General features: G+C 73.0%; 22 protein-coding genes. 20 read left to right on the top strand and 2 right to left on the bottom strand.

Annotated elements, in window-relative coordinates:
• Positions 1–56: 56 nt before the first annotated feature.
• From pyrH to V5O49_RS07295, 9 genes are all read left to right on the top strand, one after another.
• The gene (pyrH, locus tag V5O49_RS07335; protein WP_332901642.1) at positions 57–821 is read left to right on the top strand and encodes a UMP kinase; all 765 of its coding nucleotides are present in this window, start codon (positions 57–59) and stop codon (positions 819–821) included.
• A 42-nt stretch (positions 822–863) separates the two neighbouring features.
• A complete protein-coding gene (gene frr / locus V5O49_RS07330; protein WP_278237069.1) occupies positions 864–1,421 on the top strand; it encodes a ribosome recycling factor in 558 nt (185 codons plus the stop codon).
• A complete protein-coding gene (locus tag V5O49_RS07325; RefSeq protein WP_332901641.1) occupies positions 1,421–2,254 on the top strand; it encodes a phosphatidate cytidylyltransferase in 834 nt (277 codons plus the stop codon). The genes frr and V5O49_RS07325 overlap by 1 nt, the downstream gene beginning before the upstream one ends.
• Before the next feature lie 18 nt (positions 2,255–2,272).
• Positions 2,273–3,463 carry a dual-specificity RNA methyltransferase RlmN gene (rlmN, locus tag V5O49_RS07320; protein ID WP_479686917.1) on the top strand — a complete coding sequence of 397 codons (1,191 nt, stop codon included), beginning with the start codon at positions 2,273–2,275 and terminating at the stop codon, positions 3,461–3,463.
• Positions 3,460–4,011: a DivIVA domain-containing protein gene (locus V5O49_RS07315; RefSeq protein ID WP_332901640.1), complete on the top strand. Its 552-nt coding sequence runs from the start codon at positions 3,460–3,462 to the stop codon at positions 4,009–4,011. The genes rlmN and V5O49_RS07315 overlap by 4 nt, the downstream gene beginning before the upstream one ends.
• A 17-nt stretch (positions 4,012–4,028) precedes the next feature.
• Entirely contained in the window at positions 4,029–5,213 is a 1,185-nt protein-coding gene (gene dxr, locus V5O49_RS07310; RefSeq protein WP_332901639.1) for a 1-deoxy-D-xylulose-5-phosphate reductoisomerase, read from the top strand.
• Positions 5,214–5,306: 93 nt separating this feature from the next.
• Positions 5,307–6,572 carry a M50 family metallopeptidase gene (locus V5O49_RS07305; RefSeq protein WP_278237073.1) on the top strand — a complete coding sequence of 422 codons (1,266 nt, stop codon included), beginning with the start codon at positions 5,307–5,309 and terminating at the stop codon, positions 6,570–6,572.
• Positions 6,573–6,661: 89 nt separating this feature from the next.
• Positions 6,662–7,822: a flavodoxin-dependent (E)-4-hydroxy-3-methylbut-2-enyl-diphosphate synthase gene (gene ispG / locus V5O49_RS07300; protein ID WP_278237074.1), complete on the top strand. Its 1,161-nt coding sequence runs from the start codon at positions 6,662–6,664 to the stop codon at positions 7,820–7,822.
• Between the two features lie 29 nt (positions 7,823–7,851).
• Entirely contained in the window at positions 7,852–8,775 is a 924-nt protein-coding gene (locus tag V5O49_RS07295; protein ID WP_278237075.1) for a GNAT family N-acetyltransferase, read from the top strand.
• A gap of 12 nt (positions 8,776–8,787) precedes the next feature.
• Here the strand turns inward: V5O49_RS07295 and V5O49_RS07290 are convergent, their stop codons facing one another.
• Complete coding sequence (locus V5O49_RS07290) at positions 8,788–9,666, bottom strand: Fpg/Nei family DNA glycosylase (RefSeq protein ID WP_332901638.1); 879 nt, start codon at positions 9,664–9,666, stop codon at positions 8,788–8,790.
• A gap of 59 nt (positions 9,667–9,725) precedes the next feature.
• Here V5O49_RS07290 and V5O49_RS07285 point away from each other — a divergent pair, with 59 nt between their 5' ends.
• A complete protein-coding gene (locus tag V5O49_RS07285) occupies positions 9,726–11,552 on the top strand; it encodes a proline--tRNA ligase (RefSeq protein ID WP_332901637.1) in 1,827 nt (608 codons plus the stop codon).
• Positions 11,553–11,558: 6 nt separating this feature from the next.
• Here V5O49_RS07285 and V5O49_RS07280 read toward each other — a convergent pair whose 3' ends face one another.
• Positions 11,559–12,794 (bottom strand): DUF4439 domain-containing protein, encoded by a 1,236-nt coding sequence (locus V5O49_RS07280; RefSeq protein ID WP_332901636.1) that lies wholly within the window; start codon positions 12,792–12,794, stop codon positions 11,559–11,561.
• A gap of 156 nt (positions 12,795–12,950) precedes the next feature.
• Between V5O49_RS07280 and rimP the strand changes: the two genes are divergently transcribed.
• From rimP to V5O49_RS07230, 10 genes are all read left to right on the top strand, one after another.
• Positions 12,951–13,475, top strand: a complete 525-nt coding sequence (gene rimP, locus V5O49_RS07275; RefSeq protein WP_278237079.1) for a ribosome maturation factor RimP — start codon at positions 12,951–12,953, stop codon at positions 13,473–13,475.
• A gap of 1 nt (position 13,476) precedes the next feature.
• Positions 13,477–14,517: a transcription termination factor NusA gene (gene nusA, locus V5O49_RS07270; RefSeq protein WP_278237080.1), complete on the top strand. Its 1,041-nt coding sequence runs from the start codon at positions 13,477–13,479 to the stop codon at positions 14,515–14,517.
• Between the two features lie 128 nt (positions 14,518–14,645).
• Complete coding sequence (locus V5O49_RS07265) at positions 14,646–14,879, top strand: YlxR family protein (RefSeq protein WP_278237081.1); 234 nt, start codon at positions 14,646–14,648, stop codon at positions 14,877–14,879.
• Positions 14,880–15,064: 185 nt separating this feature from the next.
• Positions 15,065–17,905, top strand: coding sequence for a translation initiation factor IF-2 (infB, locus tag V5O49_RS07260; protein ID WP_332901635.1), 2,841 nt, complete (start codon positions 15,065–15,067; stop codon positions 17,903–17,905).
• Positions 17,906–17,994: 89 nt separating this feature from the next.
• A complete protein-coding gene (gene rbfA / locus V5O49_RS07255; protein WP_332901634.1) occupies positions 17,995–18,432 on the top strand; it encodes a 30S ribosome-binding factor RbfA in 438 nt (145 codons plus the stop codon).
• Positions 18,433–18,469: 37 nt separating this feature from the next.
• Positions 18,470–19,429, top strand: coding sequence for a tRNA pseudouridine(55) synthase TruB (gene truB, locus V5O49_RS07250; protein WP_332901633.1), 960 nt, complete (start codon positions 18,470–18,472; stop codon positions 19,427–19,429).
• A gap of 70 nt (positions 19,430–19,499) precedes the next feature.
• Positions 19,500–20,477 carry a bifunctional riboflavin kinase/FAD synthetase gene (locus V5O49_RS07245; RefSeq protein ID WP_278237085.1) on the top strand — a complete coding sequence of 326 codons (978 nt, stop codon included), beginning with the start codon at positions 19,500–19,502 and terminating at the stop codon, positions 20,475–20,477.
• A gap of 91 nt (positions 20,478–20,568) precedes the next feature.
• The gene (gene rpsO, locus V5O49_RS07240; RefSeq protein WP_278237086.1) at positions 20,569–20,838 is read left to right on the top strand and encodes a 30S ribosomal protein S15; all 270 of its coding nucleotides are present in this window, start codon (positions 20,569–20,571) and stop codon (positions 20,836–20,838) included.
• 210 nt (positions 20,839–21,048) lie between these two features.
• Complete coding sequence (locus V5O49_RS07235; RefSeq protein ID WP_278237087.1) at positions 21,049–23,301, top strand: polyribonucleotide nucleotidyltransferase; 2,253 nt, start codon at positions 21,049–21,051, stop codon at positions 23,299–23,301.
• Between the two features lie 8 nt (positions 23,302–23,309).
• Entirely contained in the window at positions 23,310–24,650 is a 1,341-nt protein-coding gene (locus V5O49_RS07230) for a M16 family metallopeptidase (RefSeq protein ID WP_332901632.1), read from the top strand.

Here is a 24,650-nt window from a genome sequence, read left to right as displayed (position 1 = left end):
CGCCCAGGAGAGACCCGTGCGGGGCTGACCCGGACGACGACGAGACGGACGGTGGCATGACGCAGATCGACCAGACCCAGACGGCGACCGGACACGTCCCGCCGAAGGACCCCGACACCCGGCGCGTCCTGCTCAAGCTGTCCGGCGAGACCTTCGGCGGCGGCGCCGTCGGGCTGGCCAGCGACGTCGTGCGCCGTGTCGCCCAGGAGATCGGTGAGGCGGTCCGTCAGGGGATCCAGGTCGCCATCGTCGTCGGCGGGGGCAACTTCTTCCGCGGCGCCGAGCTGTCCCGGGCCGGTCTGGACCGGGCCCGCGCCGACTACATGGGCATGCTCGGCACGGTGATGAACTGCCTGGCCCTGCAGGACTTCCTCGAGCAGGACGGCGTCAAGACCCGCGTCCAGACGGCGATCACCATGGGGCAGGTCGCCGAGCCGTACATCCCGCTGCGCGCGATGCGTCACCTGGAGAAGGGCCGTGTCGTCATCTTCGGCGCGGGGGCCGGGATGCCCTACTTCTCCACCGACACGGTCTCGGTCCAGCGCGCCCTGGAGACGCACTGCGACGAGGTCCTCATGGGCAAGAACGGGGTCGACGGCGTGTACACCGCCGACCCCCGCACCGACCCCGACGCCGAGAAGCTCGAGCACCTCACCTACACCGACGCCCTCGTGCGCGGGCTCAACGTCATGGACGCCACCGCGCTGTCGATGTGCCGGGACAACGACGTGGCCATGCGTGTCTTCGGCCTGGAGGAGACCGGTAACGTGACCCGTGCACTGCTCGGCGAGAAGATCGGTACCTCCGTCACGACCCGCTGAGCGGCACCGTCCCCCCAACCCATCACGAGCAAGGAGCACCGGGTGATCGACGACACCCTCCTCGAGGCCGAGGAGAAGATGGACACGGCGATCGAGGTCGCCAAGGAGCAGTTCGGCTCGATCCGCACCGGGCGCGCGAACGCCGGCATGTTCTCCTCGCTCGAGGTGGACTACTACGGCGCGCCGACGCCCCTGCAGCAGCTGGCCTCGTTCAACATCCCCGACGGCCGCACGGTGCTGATCTCCCCGTTCGACAAGAGCTCGATGTCGGCCATCGAGAAGACGCTGCGCGAGTCCGACCTCGGCGTCAACCCGTCCAACGACGGCAACGCGATCCGCGTCATCATGCCGACGCTGACCGAGGAGCGCCGCCGCGACTACGTCAAGCTGGCCAAGACCAAGGCGGAGGACGCCCGGATCTCGGTCCGCGGCGTGCGCCGCAAGGCCAAGGAGCAGCTGGACAAGCTGGTCAAGGACGGCGACGTCGGCGAGGACGAGGGCGCCCGGGCGGAGAAGGAGCTCGAGGCGCTCACCAAGAAGCACGTGGAGCTGGTCGACCAGCTGCTCGCCCACAAGGAGAGCGAGCTGCTCGAGGTCTGATGTCCCCCGTCGACGCGCAGCGCCGGCCGTCCCGCGCCGGGCGCAACCTGCCGGCCGCCGTCGCGGTCGGGGTCGGGCTGCTCCTGCTGCTCGCCGCGTCCCTCTGGTTCCGTCCCGAGCCCTTCGTGGCGTTCGTGGTCGTGGCCCAGAGCGCGGCCCTGTGGGAGCTGCGCGTCGCCTTCGCCCGACGGGAGATCCATGTCCCGCTGACCCCGCTGCTCGTGGGCGGGGCCGGCATGGCCGTGTCGGCGTACGTCGCCGGGCCCGAGGCGCTGCTCGTGGCGTTCATGCTCACCGTGGGCGCCGTCGTCGTGTGGCGCGTGCTGGACGGCTCGGGACCGCAGGCGCTGCGGGACGCGGCCGCCGGCGTGTTCGCCGCCACGTACCTGCCGTTCCTGGCCGGGTTCGTGCTGCTCGTCCTGGACCAGCCGGACGGCGAGCTGCGGGTCGTGCTGTTCGTGCTCCTCGCGGTGGCCAACGACGTCGGCGGGTACGTCGCCGGGGTGCTCTTCGGGCGCCACCCGATGGCGCCCTCGGTCAGTCCCAAGAAGAGCTGGGAGGGACTGGCCGGCTCGGTGGCCCTGACCACCGCCGTCGGCGTCGCCGGGGCGCTGTTCGTCCTGGACGCCCCCTGGTGGCTGGGCGTCGCGCTCGGGGTGCTGACCGCCGTCACCGCCACCGCGGGGGACCTGGCCGAGTCCCTCATCAAGCGCGACCTCGACCTCAAGGACATGGGGTCGTTGCTGCCGGGCCACGGGGGCGTGCTCGACCGTCTCGACTCCCTGGTCATCACCGCCCCGTTCGTCTACCTGGTCCTGGCCGCCACCGTCTGAGCTGCGAAGGAAACACCCATGGCATCACCGACCGCGCCCTCCGGCGCCGGCGCCGACCTCGGCATCCCCGCGGTGCGGCCGTCCGACGAGACCCGCCCGATCCCGCTGCAGATGGCGCCGCGGCGCCGGGGCAAGCCCCCGAAGCACTTCGCCGACCTCACCGCCGACGAGCGGGTCGCCAGCGTCACCGAGATGGGGGAGAAGGCGTTCCGGGCCAAGCAGCTCGCGGCGCACTACTTCACCCACTACACCTCCGACCCGGCGGAGATGACCGACCTGCCCAAGGCGACCCGCGACCAGCTGGCCACCACGATGTTCCCGCCGCTGATCCGGCCCACGCGCCGCATGGAGGCGGACGGCGGCACCACCGTCAAGACGCTGTGGCACCTGTTCGACGACGCCAAGGTCGAGTCGGTGCTGATGCGCTACCCGCACCGCACCACGCTGTGCGTCTCGTCCCAGGCCGGCTGCGGCATGGCCTGCCCGTTCTGCGCCACGGGTCAGCTCGGGCTGACCCGCAACCTGTCGACGGCCGAGATCCTCGAGCAGGTCCGGGACGCCTTCCGTGCCCTGGACCGCGGCGAGATCCCGGGCGGCCCGGCCCGGCTGAACAACCTCGTGTTCATGGGGATGGGGGAGCCGCTGGCGAACCCGCGCGCCGTCATCGAGACGGTCAAGGCCCTGGTGGCGCCCGCTCCCGAGGGGTTCGGGATGTCGGCGCGCAACATCACGGTGTCGACCGTCGGACTCGTGCCGGCGATGCGCAAGCTCGCCGACCTCGGCATCCCCGTCACGCTGGCCCTGTCGTTGCACGCCCCGGACGACGACCTGCGCAGCGAGCTGGTGCCGATCAACACGCGCTGGAGCGTCGACGAGGCGATCGACGCGGCGCGGCACTACTACGAGGTGACGGGCCGGCGCGTGTCCATCGAGTACGCGCTCATCAAGGACATGAACGACCACGGCTGGCGTGCTGACCTGCTCGCGGAGAAGCTCAACGCCCGCGGCCGGGGCTGGGTGCACGTCAACCCGATCCCGCTCAACCCGACCCCCGGCTCGATCTGGACAGCGTCCGACCGTTCCGTGGAGGACGAGTTCGTGGCACGATTGCGCGGGCACGGGATCCCCACCACGATCCGTGACACCCGCGGGAGCGACATCGACGGCGCCTGCGGGCAGCTGGCCGCCGAGGAGGACGACGACGAGTGAGCACGCTCTTTTCCACCGTGTCGAAGGTGCGACAGGGTTATGAACCGGACGAGGTCGACGAGTTCTTCGACCACGCCCGGCAGGCGTACGAGGGGCAGACCCCCGAGCCGATGACGAACGCGGACGTCGCGGCGTCCACGTTCGAGCTGGTGCGCGGTGGCTACAACACTCACGAGGTCGACGCGGCGCTGGACCGCCTGGAGGGTGCCTTCATCGCCCGCCAGCGGGCCGACTTCGTCAACGAGCACGGCCAGGACGCCTGGATGGCGGCGCTGGCCGAGCGTGCCCGCACGCTGTACGGCCGGCTGGGCCGCCCCGACGGGCTGAAGTTCGCCCCGGCGGAGCGTGGGCAGCAGGGCTACGACATGGACGACGTCGACGCCCTGTGCGACCGGCTCGTGGGCTACTTCGACCGGCAGGAGCCGCTGACGGCGGCCGAGCTGCGGTCGGCCACGTTCAGCCGCGCCAAGGGCAAGGACGCCTACGCCGAGGGAGCGGTGGACAAGTTCCTCGCCCGGGCGATCGAGGTGCTCCTCGGGGTCGAGTGACCTGGGATGATGGGGCCATGCCCCACGCTGCACGGACCCTGACCCTGCTCGGATCCACCGGATCGATCGGCACCCAGGCGCTCGACGTCGTCGACGCCCACCCGGGCCGGTTCGAGGTCGAGGCGCTCAGCGCCGGCGGGTCCGACGTCGGAGTGCTCGCCGCCCAGGCGGCCCGGCACGGGGTGCGTGCCGTCGCGGTCGCCGACGCCGGTCGTGCGGACGCGCTCCGCGAGGCGCTGGTCGGGGCGATGGGTCCGGGGGCGGCCGACGTCGAGGTCCTCGCGGGCCCGCACGCCGCCACCGAGCTGGCCGGGCGCGGCAGCGACGTCGTGCTCAACGGCATCACCGGGTCGGTCGGCCTGCGGCCCACCCTCGCGGCGCTGGGCGCCGGGTCGACCCTGGCGCTGGCGAACAAGGAGTCGCTGGTCGTCGGCGGCGCCCTCGTCAAGGCGGCCGCCGCCCCGGGGCAGATCGTCCCGGTCGACTCCGAGCACTCCGCCATCGCCCAGGCGCTGCGCGGCGGGGCCCGCGAAGAGGTCCGCCGGATCGTCCTGACGGCCTCCGGCGGACCGTTCCGGGGCCGGACCCGCGACGAGATCGAGGCGGTGACCGCGGACGAGGCGCTCGCCCACCCCACCTGGGCGATGGGTCCGGTGGTCACGGTCAACTCGGCCTCCCTGATGAACAAGGGGCTCGAGCTCATCGAGGCGCACCTGCTGTTCGACGTCCCCACCGACGACATCACCGTCGTCGTGCACCCGCAGTCGGTCGTGCACTCGATGGTCGAGTTCCGCGACGGCTCGACCATCGCGCAGGCCTCGCCGCCGGACATGCGCCTGCCCATCGCGCTGGGCCTGTCGTGGCCCGAGCGCCTCGACGTCGTCTCCCCGCCGTGCGACTGGACGCAGGCGGCGAGCTGGACCTTCGAGCCGCTGGACGAGCACACGTTCCCGGCCGTCGGGCTGGCGCGGGCGGCGGCTGCGGCCTCGGCGACCCACCCGGCCGTCTACAACGCCGCCAACGAGCAGGGCGTCGCCGCCTTCCTGCAGGGGCGGATCGGGTTCCTGGACATCGTGGGCACCGTCGAGCGGGTGCTCGGCGAGCACGACGGCGCGGCGGCCGCGGACGTCACGCTCGAGGACGTCGAGGAGACCGAGACCTGGGCGCGCGCCCGGGCGGAGGAGCTGCTCGCCCGCCGCTGAGGCCCGCACGACCGTCGATCCGGCGCCGACGGCTCCGGGGGACCTGCACGGGGCCCGCACCCGGCTCCCAGGATGGTCGCCTACCCTGCTGGTGTGGACATCCTTCCTCTCGTCGTCGGCATCGTCGTCATCGTGCTCGGCATCCTCGTCTCGATCGCCCTGCACGAGGTGGGGCACATGGTGCCCGCCAAGAAGTTCGGCGTGCGCGTGAGCGAGTACATGGTGGGTTTCGGGCCCACCCTCTGGTCGCGTCGCAAGGGCGAGACCGAGTACGGCCTCAAGGCGATCCCGCTGGGCGGCTACGTGCGGCTGGTCGGCATGATGCCGCCCGCCCCGGCGGGCCGCCGTCCGCGCGGCGGGTTCTTCGGCCAGGTGATCGCCGACGCCCGCGACGCCAGCGTCTCCGAGATCCGACCCGGCGAGGAGCACCGCGCGTTCTACCGGCTGTCCACGCCGAAGAAGCTCGTCGTCATGCTCGGCGGTCCGGTGATGAACCTCGTCATCGCCGTCGTGCTGCTGGCGGTCGTGTTCCTGGCGATCGGCATGCCGACGGCGACGACCACCGTCGCGCAGGTCGGCGACGACTCCGCCGCGTCGTCCGCCGGGGTCGAGGCCGGTGACGAGGTGGTCGCCTTCGACGGGGTGCCCGTCGAGGAGTGGAACCAGCTCGTGGGCATGGTCAACGACTCGGCCGGCGAGGCCGTGCCGATGGTCGTCGAGCGGGACGGCGAGCAGGTCGCCCTGACCGTCACGCCCGTGCCGGCGGAGCGGCCGGCGACCGACGACCAGGGCTACCCGGTCCTCGACGACGACGGCGAGCCCGTGATGATCGACGGCGCCCTGCTCGGCGTCACCTCCAGCGTCGAGCGTCAGGCCCTGCCGGTCTCGTCGGTGCCCGAGGCCGTCTGGCTCCAGGTCTCGGAGACCGCCCGCGCGATCGTCACCCTGCCGGTGCGCATCTACGACGCCGCCTACGAGGCGTTCACCGACGCCCCGCGCTCGCAGGACTCGGTGATGTCGGTGGTCGGCGTGGGCCGTGCCGCTGTGGACACCGCGGGGGCCGAGGACTACTCGGTGCTCGCCCGGGTCCAGCTCATGCTCATGCTCCTGGCGTCGCTGAACGTCGCGCTGTTCATGTTCAACCTCATCCCGCTCCTGCCGCTCGACGGCGGCCACGTGGCGAACGCGCTCTACGAGGGCGGACGGCGCCAGGTCGCCCGGGTCCGCGGTCGCGCCGTGCCGGGACCGGCCGACGTGGCGCGGATGATGCCCGTGGCGTACGTGGTCTTCGTGCTGCTCATCGGCGTGGGTGCGGTACTCATGGTCGCCGACCTGGTCGATCCCGTCCGGCTGTTCTGACGGCGGACGACGTGGGGATCCGGTGACCATCGGGACGTCACCGGGCCGACAGGTGCACAGCACGGTCGAAACCGCGCGATACTGGCGTGGTGACTGCAGTGAACCTCGGCATGCCCGCACCCCCCGCGCCCACGCTCGCCCCGCGCCGGAAGACCCGCAAGATCAAGGTCGGTGACGTCTACGTCGGTGGCGACGCCCCGATCAGCGTCCAGTCGATGACGACGACCAAGACCACCGACATCAACGGCACCCTCCAGCAGATCGCGGAGCTGACGGCCGCCGGCTGCGACATCGTCCGTGTCGCGTGCCCCACCCAGGACGACGCCGACGCGCTGCCGATCATCGCGAAGAAGTCCCAGATCCCCGTCATCGCGGACATCCACTTCCAGCCGAAGTACGTGTTCGCGGCCATCGAGGCCGGTTGCGCCGCCGTGCGGGTCAACCCGGGCAACATCCGCCGCTTCGACGACCAGGTCAAGGAGATCGCCCAGGCGGCGAAGGACCACGGCACCTCGTTGCGCATCGGCGTCAACGCCGGGTCGCTGGACAAGCGCCTCATCGAGAAGTACGGCAAGCCGACCCCCGAGGCGCTGGTCGAGTCGGCCGTGTGGGAGGCGAGCCTCTTCGAGGAGCACGACTTCCACGACTTCAAGATCTCCGTCAAGCACAACGACCCCGTGGTCATGGTCGAGGCGTACCGGCAGCTGTCCGAGCGGGGTGCGTGGCCCCTGCACCTCGGGGTCACCGAGGCGGGTCCGGCCTTCCAGGGCACGATCAAGTCCGCCACGGCCTTCGGCGCGCTGCTCAGCGAGGGTATCGGCGACACCATCCGCGTCTCGCTGTCGGCGCCTCCGGTCGAGGAGGTCAAGGTCGGAACGCAGATCCTGCAGTCGCTCAACCTGCGCCCCCGCAAGCTCGAGATCGTCTCCTGCCCGTCCTGCGGGCGGGCGCAGGTGGACGTCTACGAGCTCGCCGACAAGGTCACCGCGGGGCTGGAGGGCATGGCGGTCCCGCTGCGCGTGGCCGTGATGGGCTGCGTCGTCAACGGTCCCGGCGAGGCGCGCGAGGCCGACCTGGGTGTGGCGTCCGGCAACGGCAAGGGGCAGATCTTCGTCAAGGGCGAGGTCATCAAGACCGTCCCGGAGGCCCAGATCGTCGAGACGCTGATCGACGAGGCGAACCGCATCGCCGCGACCATGGACGCGCCGGAGAACGACGACCAGGCCGGCGCCGTGGTGACGGTCTCCTAGGCCAGAGCGACGACGAGGGGGCACACGCGATGGGATGGCGACCGGCACTGCGCAGCCGGTCGGCCGCGCCCGGGGACGGCTCCGGGGCCGGCGCTCGGGTCCTGGGACCCGACGACCTGGTCGAGGCACGCCGGGTCTGCACGCGCGACCCGGTGGCGTCCGTGCTCGCCGCCGCCCGGCTCGACGTGGCCCTGCACGTCGGGCTGGCCGCTGCCGGCGGGCAGGTGTGGGGCTACCCGGCCACTGGCGAGCTGCGCGCCGTGTGCTGGGCCGGGGCCAACCTCGTCCCGGTGGTGCCGTCGTCGGTGGACCCCGCCGAGGCCGACGACGCCGTGGCGTCCTTCGCGGCCCTGGCGCGTCAGCAGGGCCGCCGGTCCAGCTCGGTCGTGGGGGAGCAGCGCACCACGCTGCGCCTGTGGGAGCTGCTCTCGCGGGTCTGGCCCCCGCCGCGCGAGGTGCGCACCGACCAGCCCTCCCTCGTGCTCGACCGCGACCCGCTCGTCGCGCCCGACCCGGGCGTGCGGCACGCGGACCTGTCCGAGCTGGAGCTGGTCCTGCCCGCCTGCGTCCGCATGTTCACCGAGGAGGTGGGCTACTCCCCGGTGGCGGGCGGCGGCAGCGCCTATGCCGCCCGGGTGCGGTCGCTGGTGGCCGAGCGGCGCTCGTTCGTGCGCATCGAGCCCGACGACGACGGCGCGCCCCGGGTGGTCTTCAAGGCGGAGCTGGGCGCGGTGTCCGGCGGCGTGGCCCAGGTCCAGGGTGTCTGGGTCGACCCGGAGCTGCGCGGGCGGGGGTTCTCCGTCCCGGGGATGGCCGCCGTGGTCGCCCTGACCCGGCAGCACGTCGCCCCCGTGGTCTCGTTGTACGTCAACGGGTTCAACGCCCCTGCGCTGGCCACCTACCGCCGGGTGGGCTTCGAGCAGGCCGGGACCTTCGCGACCGTCCTGTTCTAGCCCGCGGTCCGCCTAGCGCAGCAGCCGGGACATCCGCCGGTCGGCCAGCACCTGACCGCCGGTCTGGCAGGTCGCGCAGTACTGCAGCGAGCGGTCGGCGAACGACACCTCGCGCACCACGTCGCCGCACTCGGGGCATGCCTCGCCGGTGCGGCCGTGCACGTGCATGCCGCGCCGCTTGGCGTCCTTGAGCTCGGCCGCGGGGCGTCCCGTCGCCGCGTCCACCGCGGCGGCCAGCGTGCCCACCACGGCCGTGTGCAGCGCCGCCACCCCGGCGGCGTCGAAGGACCGGGTCAGGGCGAAGGGGGACAGGCGGGCGGCGTGCAGGATCTCGTCGGAGTAGGCGTTGCCGATCCCGGCGATCGCGTGCTGGTCCCGCAGCAGCCCCTTGAGCTGCTGGTTGCGCCCGCGCATCAGCTCGGCCAGCACCGCCGGGGTGAAGGCCTCGGACAGGGGCTCGACGCCGAGGGTCCGGATCGCCTCGACGTCCTCGGCCGCGTGGACCACGTGCACGGCGAGGCGCTTGCGCGTGCCGGCCTCGGTGACGTCCGCACCCGCGTCGTCGTCGAACCGCAGCCGCAGCGCGAGCGCCGCACCCCGGGACGAGCCGCCCAGCCGAGGACGCACCGGCGTCGTCGGCGCGTCCTCCCGCCACCGCACCCAGCCGCCGCGGGCCAGGTGCACCGCCAGCACGGGGCCGTCGGTGCCGAGCACCAGCCACTTGCCCCGGCGCGTCCACCCGCGCACCGTGGCGCCCACCAGGGACGACACCGGCGGGTCGTGGGTCTTGAGCGCGGCGACGGCGGCGAGGTCGGCGGCCACGACGGTCCGACCGCGCGTGCGCTCGTCGAGGAAGCGCGCCAGCGCCTCCACCTCGGGCAGCTCCGGCATGGTCCCAGTGTCGCCGACGGCGCCGATGCACGCCGGTGCGCGCCGTTAGGCTGTGCCCCATGTCGATCGCGTCCCACCGCAGCGGTGACCTGCTGCGCCTGTCCTCCCTCTTCGTCCGCACCCTACGCGAGGATCCCGCCGACGCCGAGGTCGCCAGCCACCGGCTGCTGGTGCGCGCGGGCTACATCCGGCGGGCGGCCCCGGGCGTGTACTCCTGGCTGCCGCTGGGACTGCGCGTGCTCGCCAAGGTCGAGCAGGTGGTGCGCGAGGAGATGGCCGCGATCGGGGCCCAGGAGGTGCACTTCCCGGCGCTGCTGCCGCGCGAGCCCTACGAGGCCACCGGCCGCTGGAGCGAGTACGGCCCCAACCTGTTCCGGCTCAAGGACCGCAAGGACGCCGACTACCTCCTGGCGCCGACGCACGAGGAGATGTTCACGCTGCTGGTCAAGGACCTGTACTCCTCGTACAAGGACCTGCCGCTGGCGCTGTACCAGATCCAGACCAAGTACCGCGACGAGGCCCGTCCGCGGGCCGGGCTGATCCGCGGCCGCGAGTTCATCATGAAGGACGCCTACTCCTTCGACCTGGACGACGACGGTCTCGCCGCGGCGTACGACAAGCAGCGCGGCGCCTACCAGCGGATCTTCGAACGGCTCGGGCTCGACTACGTCGTCGTCGCGGCGACCTCGGGCGCCATGGGCGGTTCGCGCTCGGAGGAGTTCCTCTCCCCGTCGCCGATCGGCGAGGACACCTTCGTGCGCTCGGCCGGCGGCTACGCGGCCAACGTGGAGGCCGTCACCACGCCGGTGCCCGAGCCGGTGCCGTACGACGACGCCCCCGCGGCCCACGTCGAGGACACCCCGGACACCCCGACGATCGAGACGCTGGTGGACGTGGCCAACGCCCGTCACCCGCGTCCGGACCGGGCGTGGACCGCCGCGGACACGCTGAAGAACGTCGTGCTCGCCGCGACGCACCCCGACGGGCGGCGCGAGCTCGTCGTCGTCGGCGTGCCCGGCGACCGCGAGGTGGACGTCAAGCGGCTGGAGGCGTCCATGGCCCCGGCCGAGGTGGAGCCCGCCACGGAGGCGGACTTCGCGGCCCACGCCGAGCTCGTCAAGGGCTACATCGGGCCGGGCGTGCTGGGACCGCAGGGCAAGCAGGTGACCGACGTCGAGACCGGCGAGGCCCGCTCGGCGATCCGGTATCTTCTCGACCCCCGGGTGGTCACGGGGACCCGCTGGATCACCGGCGCCGACGAGACCGGCAAGCACGTGTTCGACCTGGTGGCGGGCCGTGACTTCACCGCGGACGGCACCGTCGAGGCCGCGGAGGTCCGTGCCGGCGACCCCGCGCCCGACGGTTCGGGGCCGCTCGAGCTCGCGCGTGGCATCGAGATCGGTCACATCTTCCAGCTGGGCCGCAAGTACGCCGAGGCCCTCGACCTGAAGGTGCTCGACCCGAACGGCAAGCAGTCCGTGGTGACCATGGGGTCCTACGGCATCGGCGTGAGCCGCGTGCTGGCCGCCCTGGCGGAGGCGAACCACGACGAGCGCGGGCTCGCGTGGCCGGCGCAGGTCGCCCCGGCGCACGTCCACGTGGTCGCCACCGGCAAGGGGGCCGAGGTCTTCGAGGCCGCCGACGCCCTGGCCTCGCAGCTCGCGGCCGAGGGCGTCGAGGTGGTCTACGACGACCGCCCGAAGGTCTCGCCCGGGGTGAAGTTCGCCGACGCGGAGCTCTTCGGCGTGCCGCTCGTGGTCGTCGTGGGCCGAGGCCTGTCCGACGGCGTGGTGGAGGTCCGTCCCCGCGTCGGGCCGGCGGAGCAGGTCGCCGTGGACGACGCCGTGGCGGAGGTCACGCGTCGGGTCGGCGAGCTGCTGGCCTGAGCCGGCTCAGCCGTCCTGGTCGGACTGCTCGCCCTGGTCGTCCGCGGCGTCCTCGCCGTCGGTGGTCTCCTGCGTCGCCTGCTCCGGCAGCCCGGGGAACGGCACGGGGTCGGCGCCCCACGCGTCGAGCGTGATGGCGGTCTCGACGAGCAGGTCGACCAGGACGGCGCGGGTGCCCGCCGCGGTCGAGCCGACCAGCGTCGCGTAGGTCGTGGCCAGGTCGTCCTCGACCGCGCGGACCAGCGCCCGGTCGCCGGGGCCGCGGGGGACCGCGTAGGCCACCTGGCGCGGGTCCTGGGCCGTCCCGTCCGTGCCGGCCACGACGGCCCAGTCCTGGGCCCGGGCGGTGTGCACGTCGGCACGGTCGGCGAGGCGGGCGCGCTCGTCCTCGGGCCGGAGCGCGGCACGCAGCCGCAGGGCGTAGCCCGCCCCGTGCTCCGAGGCCACGAGGGTGCGCAGGTCGGCCGCCGTCAGGCCGACCGGCACCACGGGGGGCTCGTCGGAGTCCGGCGACGTGCTCGAGACCCCGTCCTCGCCGGGCTCCTCGGTGGCCGGGGGCTCCTCGGCGCCGGAGGGAGCGGTGAGCGCGGCCGACCCCGACCGGTCGGCCGCCTGCCCGGCGTCGTCGCCGGCCGGCGACGCGCCCGACGGGGCGGCGGCCGCCACCTCGTCGGGTCCAGGCAGTCGCGGCACGACCGGCGCGGGGGCGCCGTCGTCGGTGAACCCGCCCACGCGGGCGGCCGAGACGGCCTGCGCCGCGCCCACCGAGGCCAGCAGCCTCGCCAGGGAGCCGTCGGCCGTGGTGCCGGCCGCCGTCCGGTTGCGTCCCGAGGCGTTCGTCAGTGCGTCGACGACGTCCCGGGCCAGCACCGGCTCGTCGGCCGGCGTGCTCTGCGGCGACCCGCTCGGCGGGTCGGCGGGCTCCTGCAGCCCGGAGTCGTACACGCCGCCGAGCTGGTCCGCCTGCTCGCGGGAGTCGGCCGCGACCCGCTCGAGCTCGGCGACCAGCCGCCGGCGCCGGTCGCCCAGCTCCTCGATCGCGGCGTCGGCCTGCTCGGCGACGAACAGGGCGTCCGTGACGGCGGTGCGACGCACGATCTCGAGCGTGTCGGGCTCCGGCTCGGCGGGCGGAGGAGTCTCCAGCCGGAGCCCGCAGCCGGCGAGCAGGAGCACCACGAGCAGGCCGCCGACCACACCCCGGCTCCGGCGGCGGGTCGGGTCGGGGGCAGGCTGCAGCGTCATCGTGCCCTGATCTTGCCACGTCCTGGTGTGACGTTCCTCCACCTGCCAGGGTGGTTCGTTCGGCGCCCGGTGCGCGGGTCGTTCGTTACGCTGGTCGACGCACAACGACACACCGCCGCGGGAGGTCCCGGCGCGGGAGACCCACGGGAGGCAGCGATGGCAGCAGGAGAGGACCGGACCGCGGACGGTCGCGTCCGAGCGGTGGTCGCTCCGGTGGTCGACGACGTCGGCCTGTCCCTCGAGGACGTCCGGGTGACCCGGGCGGGAAGCCGCTCGGTGGTCCGCCTGACGATCGACCTGCCCGAGGACGCGGTGGGCAGCCTCGACTCCGACACCCTCGCCGAGGCCTCGCGGTCGCTGTCCGCGGCCCTGGACGACGCGGACGCGGTGCGCGGCCAGTACACGCTGGAGGTCTCCACCCCGGGTGTCTCGCGGCCGCTGACGGAGCTGCGGCACTATCGTCGGGCGCGGACGCGCCTGGTGCGTCTGACGCTCGATGACGGCCAGGTGGTCACCGGGCGGCTGACGGACGTGGACGGCGGCGGCGACGACGCCGTGCTCGTCCTGGACGACGAGCGACGCGTCGGGCTCGGGCAGGTGCGGCGTGGCCGTGTCGAGGTGGAGCTGGACCGGCGCGAGGACGACGAGGCGGGGACCTCCCGCCAGGGCGAGGAGAGCTGACGTGGACATCGACATGAGCGCGCTGCGGATGCTGGAGCGCGAGCGGGAGATCAGCCTGGACCTGCTGGTCGGGGCGATCGAGGACGCGCTGCTGTCCGCCTACCACCGCACCCCGGACGCCTACCACCACGCGCGGGTCGAGCTGGACCGCACGTCCGGTCACGTCACCGTGTGGGCGCGCGAGCAGATCCGCACGCCCGACCCGGAGGACCCGGAGGGGCGGGGCACGGTGGAGCTGGGCCCGGAGATCGACGACACGCCGGAGAACTTCGGGCGCATCGCCACCGCCACGGCCCGCCAGGTGATCGTGCAGCGGCTGCGGGACGCCGAGGACGACCAGGTGCTGGGCACCTTCCGCGGCAAGGAGGGCGAGATCCTCGCGGGGGTGATCCAGCAGGGTCACGACCCGCGCACGGTGCTGGTCGACGTCGGCGAGACCGAGGCGGTGCTCCCGCACCACGAGCAGGTGCCGGGAGAGAAGTACGTCCACGGTGAGCGCCTGCGCGGCTACGTGGTGGAGGTCGCCCGCGGCATGAAGGGCGCCAAGGTCACGCTCAGCCGGACCCACCCGGGCCTGGTACGCAAGCTGTTCGAGCTGGAGGTCCCCGAGATCGCGGACGGCTCGGTCGAGATCACCGCCGTCGCCCGCGAGGCCGGGCACCGCTCGAAGGTCGCGGTGCGCTCGCGGGTGCCCGGCCTGAACGCCAAGGGTGCCTGCATCGGACCGATGGGGTCCCGCGTGCGCGCCGTGATGGCCGAGCTGCACGGGGAGAAGATCGACATCGTCGACCACAGCGACGACCCGGCCCGGTTCGTGGCGAGCGCCCTGTCGCCGGCGCGTGTGAGCTCGGTCACCGTCGTGGACGCCGAGGCCAAGGCCGCGCGCGCCGTCGTGCCCGACTACCAGCTCTCCCTCGCGATCGGCAAGGAAGGGCAGAATGCTCGGCTTGCGGCCAAGCTCACGGGGTGGCGGATCGACATCCGGTCCGACGAGGGCACACCCGGGGCGGTGGCCGACGGTGACCGGGTCGAGGGCGCCTGAGCTGGTCGAGGCCCATGAGCAGTCGCGTTAGACTGGAGCAGATCGGGTCGCGCGACCCTCTTCCGGCGTGCTCGCCGACCGTCCCTCCCTCCGCGGCGGGTCCGGTGCGGACGTGTGTCGGATGTCGGATGCGTGACCTGCGGTCGCAGCTCCTGCGGCTGGTCCTCGCGACGTCGGACGACGCCCAGCGTGTCGTCGTGGACGTCCGCGGGTGCCTGCCGGGGCGGGGTGCCTGGCTCCACGAGGACCTCGCCTGCTGGGAACGTGCCGTCCGGCGACGGGCCGTCCCGCGCGCACTGCGTGCGGACGGGCCGGTGGACCTGGACCCGGTCCGGGCATATCTGGAGCACCAGGACCGTTGAGAGAACCGGGGCGGCACCACGGGTGCCGCCCACGTCGCGACCGGGCGTCACCGCCCGGCCGCACCACGCGTACGTCGACAAGGAAGCGGGTCAGAAGCCGATGGGCACCCGATGAGTCCCCAGCGATGAGTACTCAGTACTAGCGACGGTCCTGCCTGTCTCGGTGGGGCCGAGACAGGAGAGATGTGGCGAAGATCCGCGTCCACGAGCTGGCTAAGCAGCTCGGGGTGGAGAGCAAGACCCTGCTGGCCGAGCTGAAGGCCTCAGGTGAATTCGTCCGGTCGGCGTCCTCGACGCTCGAGGCACCGGTCGAGCGCATGATGCGCGGCAAGTTCGCGTCGTCCGACGGCGGCGCGTCGAAGGGCGACAAGCCCGCCAAGCCGGCGCCCAAGAAGTCGGCCGCGCCCAAGCCGGGTGCGCCGAAGCCGGGAGGCGAGAAGGCCCCGAAGCCGGGTGCCCCGACGCCCGCGGCGGCGCCCAAGCCCGGTGCCGCCACGGCCCCGAGCGCCGAGACGGCCCCGCCGGCCGCCCCGAAGACGGCCGGTGAGCAGGCCCCGACGTCCGGCGCCCCCACGCCGGGTGCGCCCACGCCGGGCACGGCCCCGAAGCCGGGTGGCGCGCCCAAGCCGGGTGGTGCCCCCAAGCCGGGCGGCCAGCGCTCCGGCGGACGCGGTGGCCCGCGTCCGGGCAACAACCCGTACTCCTCCCAGCAGGGCATGCAGCGTTCGGGCGGTGGTCCGCGTCCGGGCAACAACCCGTACTCCTCCCAGCAGGGCATGCAGCAGCGTCCCGCACGCGGTGAGGGCAAGCAGGGCGAGCGCTCCGGCGGTCCCCGTCCGGGCGCTCCGCGTCCGGCGGCCCCGCGTCCGGGCGCCCCGCGCCCCAACCCGGGCATGATGCCCGGCAAGACGAGCATGCCGCGTCCGGGCGAGCGTCCCGGCGGCGGCGGTCGTGGCGGCCGTGGCCGCGGCGGCGGTCCGGGCGGTCCCGGTGGTGCGGGCGGTCCCGGGGGTCCCGGCGGCGGTCGGGGCGGTTTCCGCCCCGGTGGCGGCGGCGGCTTCCGCGGTCGTGGTGGCGCCGGCCGCGGCAGCACCCAGGGTGCGTTCGGTCGCGCCGGCGGCAAGCCGGTCCGGGGCCGCAAGTCGAAGCGGGCGAAGCGTCAAGAGTTCGAGCAGATGCAGGCCCCCACGCCGGGTGGCGTGTCGGTCCCTCGGGGCAACGGCAACACCCTGGTGCGCCTGCGCCACGGCTCGTCGCTGAACGACTTCGCGGACAAGATCGACGCGAACCCCGCCGCGCTCGTCACGGTGCTGCTGCACCTCGGCGAGATGGCGACCGCGACCCAGTCGCTGGACGAGGAGACCTTCGTCACGCTCGGGTCCGAGCTCGGCTACAAGATCGAGATGGTCTCGGCCGAGGAGGAGGACCGCGAGCTGCTCGAGTCCTTCGCCATCGACCTGCAGGCCGAGGAGGCCGAGGAGACCGACGAGGACCTCGTCGCCCGGCCGCCGGTCGTGACCGTCATGGGTCACGTCGACCACGGCAAGACGAAGCTCCTGGACGCCATCCGGTCCACGGACGTCGTCGCGGGCGAGGCCGGCGGGATCACCCAGCACATCGGTGCGTACCAGGTGCACACCGAGCACGAGGACATGGACCGTGCGGTCACGTTCATCGACACCCCGGGTCACGAGGCCTTCACGGCCATGCGTGCCCGTGGTGCCAAGGCGACGGACATCGCGATCCTCGTGGTGGCCGCGGACGACGGCGTGATGCCGCAGACGATCGAGGCGCTGAACCACGCCCAGGCGGCCGACGTGCCCGTCGTGGTCGCGGTGAACAAGGTGGACAAGGAGGGGGCCAACCCCGCCAAGATCCGCCAGCAGCTCACCGAGTACAACCTGGTGGCCGAGGAGTACGGCGGCGACACGATGTTCGTCGACGTCTCGGCGCTGCAGCGCAAGGGCATCGACGACCTGCTCGAGGCCGTGCTGCTGACGGCGGACGCGGCCCTCGACCTGCGGGCGAACCCGACCAAGGACGCCCGTGGTGTGGCGATCGAGGCGCACCTGGACAAGGGCCGCGGCTCCGTGGCCACCGTCCTGGTGCAGTCCGGCACCCTGCACGTCGGGGACGCCATCGTGGCGGGCACGGCGCACGGCCGGGTGCGGGCCATGTTCGACGAGCACGGCGAGTCGGTCACCGAGGCGGGTCCGGCGCGTCCGGTCCAGGTCCTGGGGCTGGCGTCGGTGCCGAGCGCGGGGGACACCTTCCTCGCGGCGCCCGACGAGCGCACCGCCCGGCAGATCGCCGAGAAGCGCGAGGCCGCCGAGCGTGCCGCCCTCCTGGCCAAGCGCCGCAAGCGCATCAGCCTGGAGGACTTCACCAAGGCGCTCGAGCAGGGCAAGGTCGAGACCCTCAACCTGGTCCTCAAGGGCGACGTCTCCGGTGCCGTCGAGGCGCTGGAGGACGCCCTGCTCAAGATCGACGTGGGCGACGAGGTCGACCTGCGCGTCATCCACCGCGGTGTCGGTGCGATCACGCAGAACGACGTCAACCTGGCCACGGTCGACAACGCCGTGATCCTCGGCTTCAACGTCCGCTTCGGCGAGCGTGTCGAGGACCTCGCCGAGCGCGAGGGCGTCGAGGTCAAGTTCTACTCGGTCATCTACCAGGCGATCGACGACATCGAGGCGGCCCTCAAGGGCATGCTCAAGCCGGAGTACGAGGAGGCGAAGCTCGGCAGCGCCGAGATCCGCCAGGTCTTCCGGTCCTCGAAGTTCGGCAACATCGCCGGTTCGATCGTCCGGTCGGGCACGATCCGTCGCAACACCAAGGCCCGCGTGCTGCGCGACGGCCGCGTGGTGGGCGACGAGCTCACGGTCGAGTCGCTGCGACGCGAGAAGGACGACGTCACCGAGGTCCGCGAGGGCTTCGAGTGCGGTATCGGTCTCGGGTCGTACAACGACATCGTCGAGGGCGACATCATCGAGACCTTCGAGATGCGCGAGATCCCGCGCGACTGAGAAGGTCGAGACGGACGACGGCGCCCCGTTCCACCCCGCCACGCGCGGAGGGGGGCGGGGCGCCGTCGACGTCGTGACAAGGAGGACGGATGAGCGAGAACCCGCGGGCGCGCCGGTTGGCGGACCGCATCAAGGAGATCGTCGCGCAGATGCTCGACACGCGGATCAAGGACCCCCGCCTCGGGTTCGTCACGGTCACGGACGTGCGTGTCACCGGCGACCTGCAGCAGGCGTCGGTGTTCTACACGGTCTTCGGCAGCGACGAGGAGCGGACCGGGACCGCCGCCGCGCTGGAGAGCGCCAAGGGGATGATCCGTTCCGAGGTCGGCAAGCAGACGGGCGTGCGGCTCACGCCGACCATCGAGTTCCACCTGGACTCGGTGCCGGAGACCGCGGCGCACCTCGACGCGGCGCTGTCGCAGGCCCGCCTGCGCGACGCCGAGCTGGCGGCGCTGCGCGAGGGCAAGTCCCCGGCGGGCGACGCGGACCCGTACCGCACGAGCGACGAGCACGCCGACGACGAGTGACCACCACCCCGACACTGTGGGGGAGAGGGGAGGAGCCGTGGCCGAGAAGAGCTCCGGCCGTCCCGCGCGGCGCCCGACGGCGCCCGACGGTCTGCTGGTCGTCGACAAGCCGACCGGCTGGACCAGCCACGACGTCGTCGGGCGGTGCCGCCGGCTGGCGGGCACCCGCAAGGTCGGCCACGCCGGCACGCTGGACCCGATGGCCACGGGCGTGCTCGTGATCGGCGTCGGGCGGGCCACCAAGCTGCTCACCTACGTCGTGGGGGCCGACAAGGCCTACACCGCGACGATCCGCCTCGGGGTCGCGACCACCACGGACGACGCCGAGGGAGAGGTCGTCGACGCCCCCGGCGTGGGCGACGGTGTGGACCCGGCGGCGCTGGACCGTGAGATCGGTCGGCTCACCGGGGACATCCAGCAGGTGCCCACCACCGTCAGCGCGATCAAGGTGGACGGCCGTCGCGCCTACGCGCGGGCCCGGGCCGGCGAGGACGTGGAGCTCGCCGCCCGCCCGGTGACCGTGAGCACCTTCGAGGTGACCTCCACCCGGCCCGCGACGTCGGACGACGGGACCGCGGTCCTCGACCTCGACGTCGTCGTGGTCGTCTCCTCCGGCACGTACGTGCGCGCCCTGGCGCGGGACCTCGGGGCGGCGCTCGGCGTGGGCGGGCACCTGACGGCGCTGCGGCGGACGCGCGTGGGCGGCTACACCCTCGACCGGGCCGCCACCCTCGACGAGCTCGAGGCGCAGGTCGACGCGGACGGCGTGCTCGCCACGCTGCCGCTCGGCGACGCGGCGCGCAGCACCTTCCCGGTGCGTGAGCTGACCGAGGCCGAGACCCGCGCCCTGGGCTACGGGCAGTGGGTGACGCCGACCGGGATGCGCGGGACCGTGGCCGGCCTGGGCCCGGACGGCACCCTGGTCGCCCTGCTCGAGGACACCACCCGGCGCGGCGAGCGCCTGGCGAAGCCGGTGCTGGTGCTCGCCCCGGCCTGAGCCGGACTATCCTGATCCGTCGGCGTCGCCCCGGGCGCCGAGAAGTCTGCTGACGAGGAGCGCGATCGGCGTGCAGGTGTTCACGGACCTCGCCGAGGTCCCCGACGACTTCGGCCCGTCGGTGGTGACGATCGGCAACTTCGACGGCGTCCATCGCGGCCACCAGGCCGTCCTGGGACGTCTCGTCCGGCTCGCCCGGGCGGACTCCCGCGCCGCCGTCGCCGTGACCTTCGACCCGCACCCGGCGCTGGTGCACCGCCCGGAGTCGGCCCCGGAGCTGATCACGGGCCTCGCCGACCGCCTCGAGCTGCTGGCGCGGACGGGTCTGGACGCGGTGCTCGTGGTCCGCTACTCCCTCGAGTTCGCGGAGCAGAGCCCCGAGGAGTTCGTCACCCGCTACCTCACCGGGGCGCTCGGCGCGCGCAGCGTCGTCGTGGGCCACGACGTGCGTTTCGGCCGGGCCAACGCCGGGACGTTGGCCACCATGGTCGACCTGGGCGGGCGCCACGGCTTCGAGGTCGTGGCCGTCGACGACGTCGGCGAGTGCGCGCCGCAGGACGACGGCGCCGGGGACCGCTGGTCCAGCTCGGCCGCCCGCGCCCTGATCGCCGAGGGCGACGTGGCCCAGGCCGCCGACGTCCTGGGCCGGCCCCACCGGGTGCGCGGCGTCGTCGTGCACGGGGACGCCCGCGGCCGCGAGCTCGGGTTCCCCACGGCGAACCTGGGCGGCATCGACGGCATGGTGCCCGCCGACGGCGTCTACGCCGGATGGCTGCGCCGGCCGGGTCTGGCCGACCGCGAGCCCGACCACCCCGACGTCGTGCTGCCGGCGGCGATCTCCATCGGCACCAACCCGACGTTCGACGGTGTCGAGCGCCGCGTCGAGGCGTACGTCCTGGACCGGACCGACCTCGACCTGTACGGCGAGGAGGTCGTGCTCGAGATGGTCCAGCACCTGCGTCCCACCGTCCGGTTCGACGGCATCGACGCCCTGGTGACCCAGATGACCGACGACGTCGTGCGCGCCCGGGCCGCCCTGCTCTCCTGATACGATGGTCGCTGCCGTAGAACGGCCGCGGATCCAGAGCGCCCGGTGAAGAAGTCCCGGAGCACCGCGCAACGACACCAGAAGGAGAGCCATGCCGCTCGACGCTGCCACGAAGCAGTCCATCATCACCGAGTACGCGACTCACGAGGGCGACACCGGCTCGCCGGAGGTGCAGATCGCTCTGCTGACCCGGCGGATCACCGATCTGACCGAGCACCTCAAGGAGCACAAGCAGGACCACCACTCCCGTCGTGGCCTGCTCCTCCTGGTCGGTCAGCGTCGCCGTCTGCTGAGCTACCTGCAGAAGGTCGACATCCAGCGCTACCGCGCGCTCATCGAGCGCCTCGGTCTGCGTCGCTGACGTCCCGCCCTCAGCCCGGTCCCTCTCGCAGGGACCGGGCTGATCTGGTGTGATGTCCTTGTAGTCACACAGCACACCGCGCCGCCGGGCCGTCGTCCGGTCCTCGGTAGTGGCCTCCCGATCCGCCGGTCCGCACCGGCGTGCTCCGGGGGCCTCGATCGAAGACCGTCGCTCGGGCGGGCGGCGCCTTCGAGAGCAAGGAGGGCACCCGTGGAGGGTCCCGAGATCCAGTTCGCCGAGGCCGTCATCGACAACGGCCGCTTCGGCACCCGTACCGTCCGCTTCGAGACCGGCCGACTGGCCCGGCAGGCCGCCGGCGCCGTCTCCGCCTACCTCGACGGCGAGACCATGCTGCTGTCGACCACCGCGGTCGGCAAGCACCCCAAGGACCAGTTCGACTTCTTCCCGCTGACGGTGGACGTCGAGGAGCGGATGTACGCCGCGGGCCGCATCCCCGGCTCGTTCTTCCGCCGTGAGGGCCGCCCGTCGACCGAGGCGATCCTGACCTGCCGCCTCACCGACCGCCCGCTGCGCCCGCTGTTCGTCAAGGGCCTGCGCAACGAGGTCCAGATCGTCATCACGGTCATGGCCCAGCACCCGGACGACGCCTACGACGTCCTGGCGATGAACGCGGCCTCCGCGTCCACCCAGATCTCCGGCTTGCCGTTCTCCGGCCCGGCCGGTGCCGTGCGCATCGCGCTCATCGACGACCAGTGGGTCGCGTTCCCGAAGTACTCGGACAAGGAGCGCGCCGTCTTCGAGATGGTCGTCGCGGGCCGCAAGGTCACCGCCGCCGACGGCTCCGAGGACGTCGCCATCGCGATGATCGAGGCCGAGGCGACCGACGACGCGTGGAACCTCGTCAAGAACGAGGGCGCCACCGCCCCGACCGAGCAGGTCGTGGCCGAGGGCATCGACGCGGCCAAGCCGTTCATCGCCGCCCTGTGCGACGCCCAGCTCTCCCTGGCCTCGCAGTCGGCCAAGGACGTCGCCGAGTTCCCGCTCTTCCCGGACTACGCCGACGACGCCTACGCCGCCGTCGAGTCCGCGGCGTCGGCCCCGGCCACCGAGGCGCTGGCGATCGCCGACAAGCAGCAGCGCGAGAGCCGTCTCGACGAGATCAAGGCCGGCGTCCTCGAGCAGCTCGGCGAGCAGTTCGAGGGCCGCGAGAAGGAGCTGTCGGCCGCCTACCGCAGCCTGCAGAAGCAGCTCGTGCGTCAGCGCGTGCTCACCGAGGGCGTGCGCATCGACGGCCGCGGTCTCGCGGACATCCGCACCCTGTCGGCCGAGGTCGAGGTGCTGCCCCGCGTGCACGGCTCGGCGCTGTTCGAGCGCGGCGAGACCCAGATCCTGGGTGTCACCACGCTGAACATGCTGCGCATGGAGCAGCAGATCGACTCCCTCGGGCCGGTCACGCGCAAGCGCTACATGCACAACTACAACTTCCCGCCGTACTCGACCGGTGAGACCGGCCGGGTCGGCTCGCCGAAGCGTCGCGAGATCGGCCACGGTGCGCTCGCCGAGCGCGCCCTGGTGCCGGTGCTGCCGAGCCGCGAGGAGTTCCCCTACGCGATCCGCCAGGTCTCCGAGGCCCTCGGGTCCAACGGGTCGACCTCGATGGGCTCGGTCTGCGCCTCGACGCTGTCCATGCTCAACGCCGGCGTGCCGCTCAAGGCCCCCGTCGCGGGCATCGCGATGGGCCTGGTGTCCGACACGGTCGACGGGGAGACCCGCTACGCGGCCATGACGGACATCCTCGGTGCCGAGGACGCCTTCGGTGACATGGACTTCAAGGTCGCCGGCACCCGCGAGTTCGTCACCGCCATCCAGCTCGACACCAAGCTCGACGGCATCCCCGCCTCGGTGCTGGCCGCCGCGCTGGGCCAGGCGCACGACGCCCGCCTGACGATCCTCGACGTCATCGCCGAGGCCATCGACACCCCGGACGAGATGTCGCCGTACGCGCCGCGGGTCATCGCGGTCAAGGTCCCCGTGGACAAGATCGGCGAGGTCATCGGGCCCAAGGGCAAGATGATCAACCAGATCCAGGAGGAGACCGGCGCCGACATCTCCATCGAGGACGACGGCACGGTCTACATCGGCGCCACGGACGGTCCGAGCGCGGAGGCGGCGCGCGCGTCGATCAACGCGATCGCCAACCCGCACGTGCCGGAGGTCGGCGAGCGCTTCGTCGGCACCGTGGTCAAGACGACCTCCTTCGGCGCGTTCATCTCGCTCGCGCCGGGCAAGGACGGCCTGCTGCACATCAGCCAGCTGCGCAAGCTGGTCGGCGGCAAGCGCGTGGAGAACGTCGACGACGTGCTCTCCATCGGCCAGAAGATCCAGGTCGAGATCGGTGAGATCGACTCCCGCGGCAAGCTGTCGCTGGTCGCGATCACCGAGGAGGACGACAAGGCGGCCGACGCCGACGAGGCGCCGGCCACCGAGGCGAGCGAGGCCTGATCGCCCGTATGAGCCAGCACCTGCCGCTCGTCGGAGCGGATCAGCCGGGTGCGGAGCTGACCGCCGGGCAGGACGGTGCGACGATCCGTCGCACCGTCCTGCCCGGCGGTGTGCGTGTGCTCACCGAGCACATGCCGGGGCTGCGCTCGGCCACCGTCGGCGCCTGGGTCGGCGTCGGGTCCCGCGACGAGACGGACGGGCACCACGGGTCGACCCACTTCCTGGAGCACCTGCTGTTCAAGGGCACGGCACGACGCACGGCCCTGGACATCGCCGAGGCGTTCGACGCCGTCGGGGGCGAGGCCAACGCGGCGACCGGCAAGGAGCACACGTGCTACTACGCCCGGGTGCTCGACGCCGACGTCCCGATGGCGGTCGACGTCGTCAGCGACATGATGACCTCGGCCCGGCTGGACCCGGACGAGCTCGAGACGGAGCGGGGAGTCATCCTCGAGGAGCTCGCGATGGCCGAGGACGACCCGGGCGACCTCGTGCACGAGCGGTTCGCCGCCACCGTGCTCGGCAGCCACCCTCTCGGCCGTCCCATCGGAGGCACCCCCGAGGCGATCCGCGGCGTGCCGCGCGACGCCGTCTGGGAGCACTACCAGTGGCACTACCGTCCCGAGACCCTCGTCGTCGCCGCGGCGGGCGGGGTGGACCACGACCGGCTCGTCGGTCAGGTCGGCGAGGCGCTGTCCGCCGGCGGCTGGGACCTTTCCGGCACCGCGGGCCCGCGGGAGCGCCGCTCCGGCGCTCCGGAGTCCGACGGCGTGCCGGCCGAGGGCGCCGAGGTCACGGTGCGGCGCCCCACCGAGCAGGCGAACGTGATCCTGGGCACCACCGGGCTCAGCGCGACCGACGAGCGCCGCTTCACCATGACGGTGCTCAACGCGGTGCTGGGCGGCAGCATGTCGTCGCGGCTGTTCCAGGAGATCCGCGAGAAGCGGGGTCTGGCGTACGCGACCTACTCCTTCGCCCAGGGGCACGGCGGCCTGGGGACCTTCGGGCTCTACGCCGGGTGCGCCCCGGGCCGTACCGACGAGGTCGTGGCGATGCTCGGCGTCGAGCTCGACCGGCTCGCGCAGGACGGCATCACCTCCGCCGAGCTCGAGCGCTCGGTGGGCCAGCTCTCCGGCGGGCTCGTGCTGGGCCTGGAGGACACCGGGTCGCGGATGAGCAGGCTGGGCAGGTCGGAGCTCGTCCTCGGCGAGCTGATGACCGTCGACGAGTCGCTGCAGCGCATCCGGGCCGTCACCCGCGAGGACGTCCGGGAGCTGGCCGCCGACCTGGCCGGGCGTCCGCGGTCGGTCGTGCGGGTGGGACCTTTCGCAGAACAGGGAGAGCAGTGA

The organism is Isoptericola haloaureus (genome assembly GCF_036689775.1).
Lineage (GTDB): Bacteria > Actinomycetota > Actinomycetes > Actinomycetales > Cellulomonadaceae > Isoptericola > Isoptericola haloaureus.
Note: the sequence above shows the minus strand (reverse complement) of the source record. Positions and strands in the feature narration are given on the sequence as shown.

Excerpts from the sequence above, each read along its gene's own strand:
- pyrH (WP_332901642.1), top strand. The coding sequence starts at position 57 with ATGACGCAGATCGACCAGACCCAGACGGCGACCGGACACGTCCCGCCG.
- V5O49_RS07325 (WP_332901641.1), top strand. The coding sequence starts at position 1,421 with ATGTCCCCCGTCGACGCGCAGCGCCGGCCGTCCCGCGCCGGGCGCAAC.
- rlmN (WP_479686917.1), top strand. The coding sequence starts at position 2,273 with ATGGCATCACCGACCGCGCCCTCCGGCGCCGGCGCCGACCTCGGCATC.
- dxr (WP_332901639.1), top strand. The coding sequence starts at position 4,029 with ATGCCCCACGCTGCACGGACCCTGACCCTGCTCGGATCCACCGGATCG.
- V5O49_RS07295 (WP_278237075.1), top strand. The coding sequence starts at position 7,852 with ATGGGATGGCGACCGGCACTGCGCAGCCGGTCGGCCGCGCCCGGGGAC.
- V5O49_RS07290 (WP_332901638.1), bottom strand. The coding sequence starts at position 9,666 with ATGCCGGAGCTGCCCGAGGTGGAGGCGCTGGCGCGCTTCCTCGACGAG.
- V5O49_RS07285 (WP_332901637.1), top strand. The coding sequence starts at position 9,726 with ATGTCGATCGCGTCCCACCGCAGCGGTGACCTGCTGCGCCTGTCCTCC.
- V5O49_RS07280 (WP_332901636.1), bottom strand. The coding sequence starts at position 12,794 with ATGACGCTGCAGCCTGCCCCCGACCCGACCCGCCGCCGGAGCCGGGGT.
- rimP (WP_278237079.1), top strand. The coding sequence starts at position 12,951 with ATGGCAGCAGGAGAGGACCGGACCGCGGACGGTCGCGTCCGAGCGGTG.
- V5O49_RS07265 (WP_278237081.1), top strand. The coding sequence starts at position 14,646 with ATGCGTGACCTGCGGTCGCAGCTCCTGCGGCTGGTCCTCGCGACGTCG.
- rbfA (WP_332901634.1), top strand. The coding sequence starts at position 17,995 with ATGAGCGAGAACCCGCGGGCGCGCCGGTTGGCGGACCGCATCAAGGAG.
- rpsO (WP_278237086.1), top strand. The coding sequence starts at position 20,569 with ATGCCGCTCGACGCTGCCACGAAGCAGTCCATCATCACCGAGTACGCG.
- V5O49_RS07230 (WP_332901632.1), top strand. The coding sequence starts at position 23,310 with ATGAGCCAGCACCTGCCGCTCGTCGGAGCGGATCAGCCGGGTGCGGAG.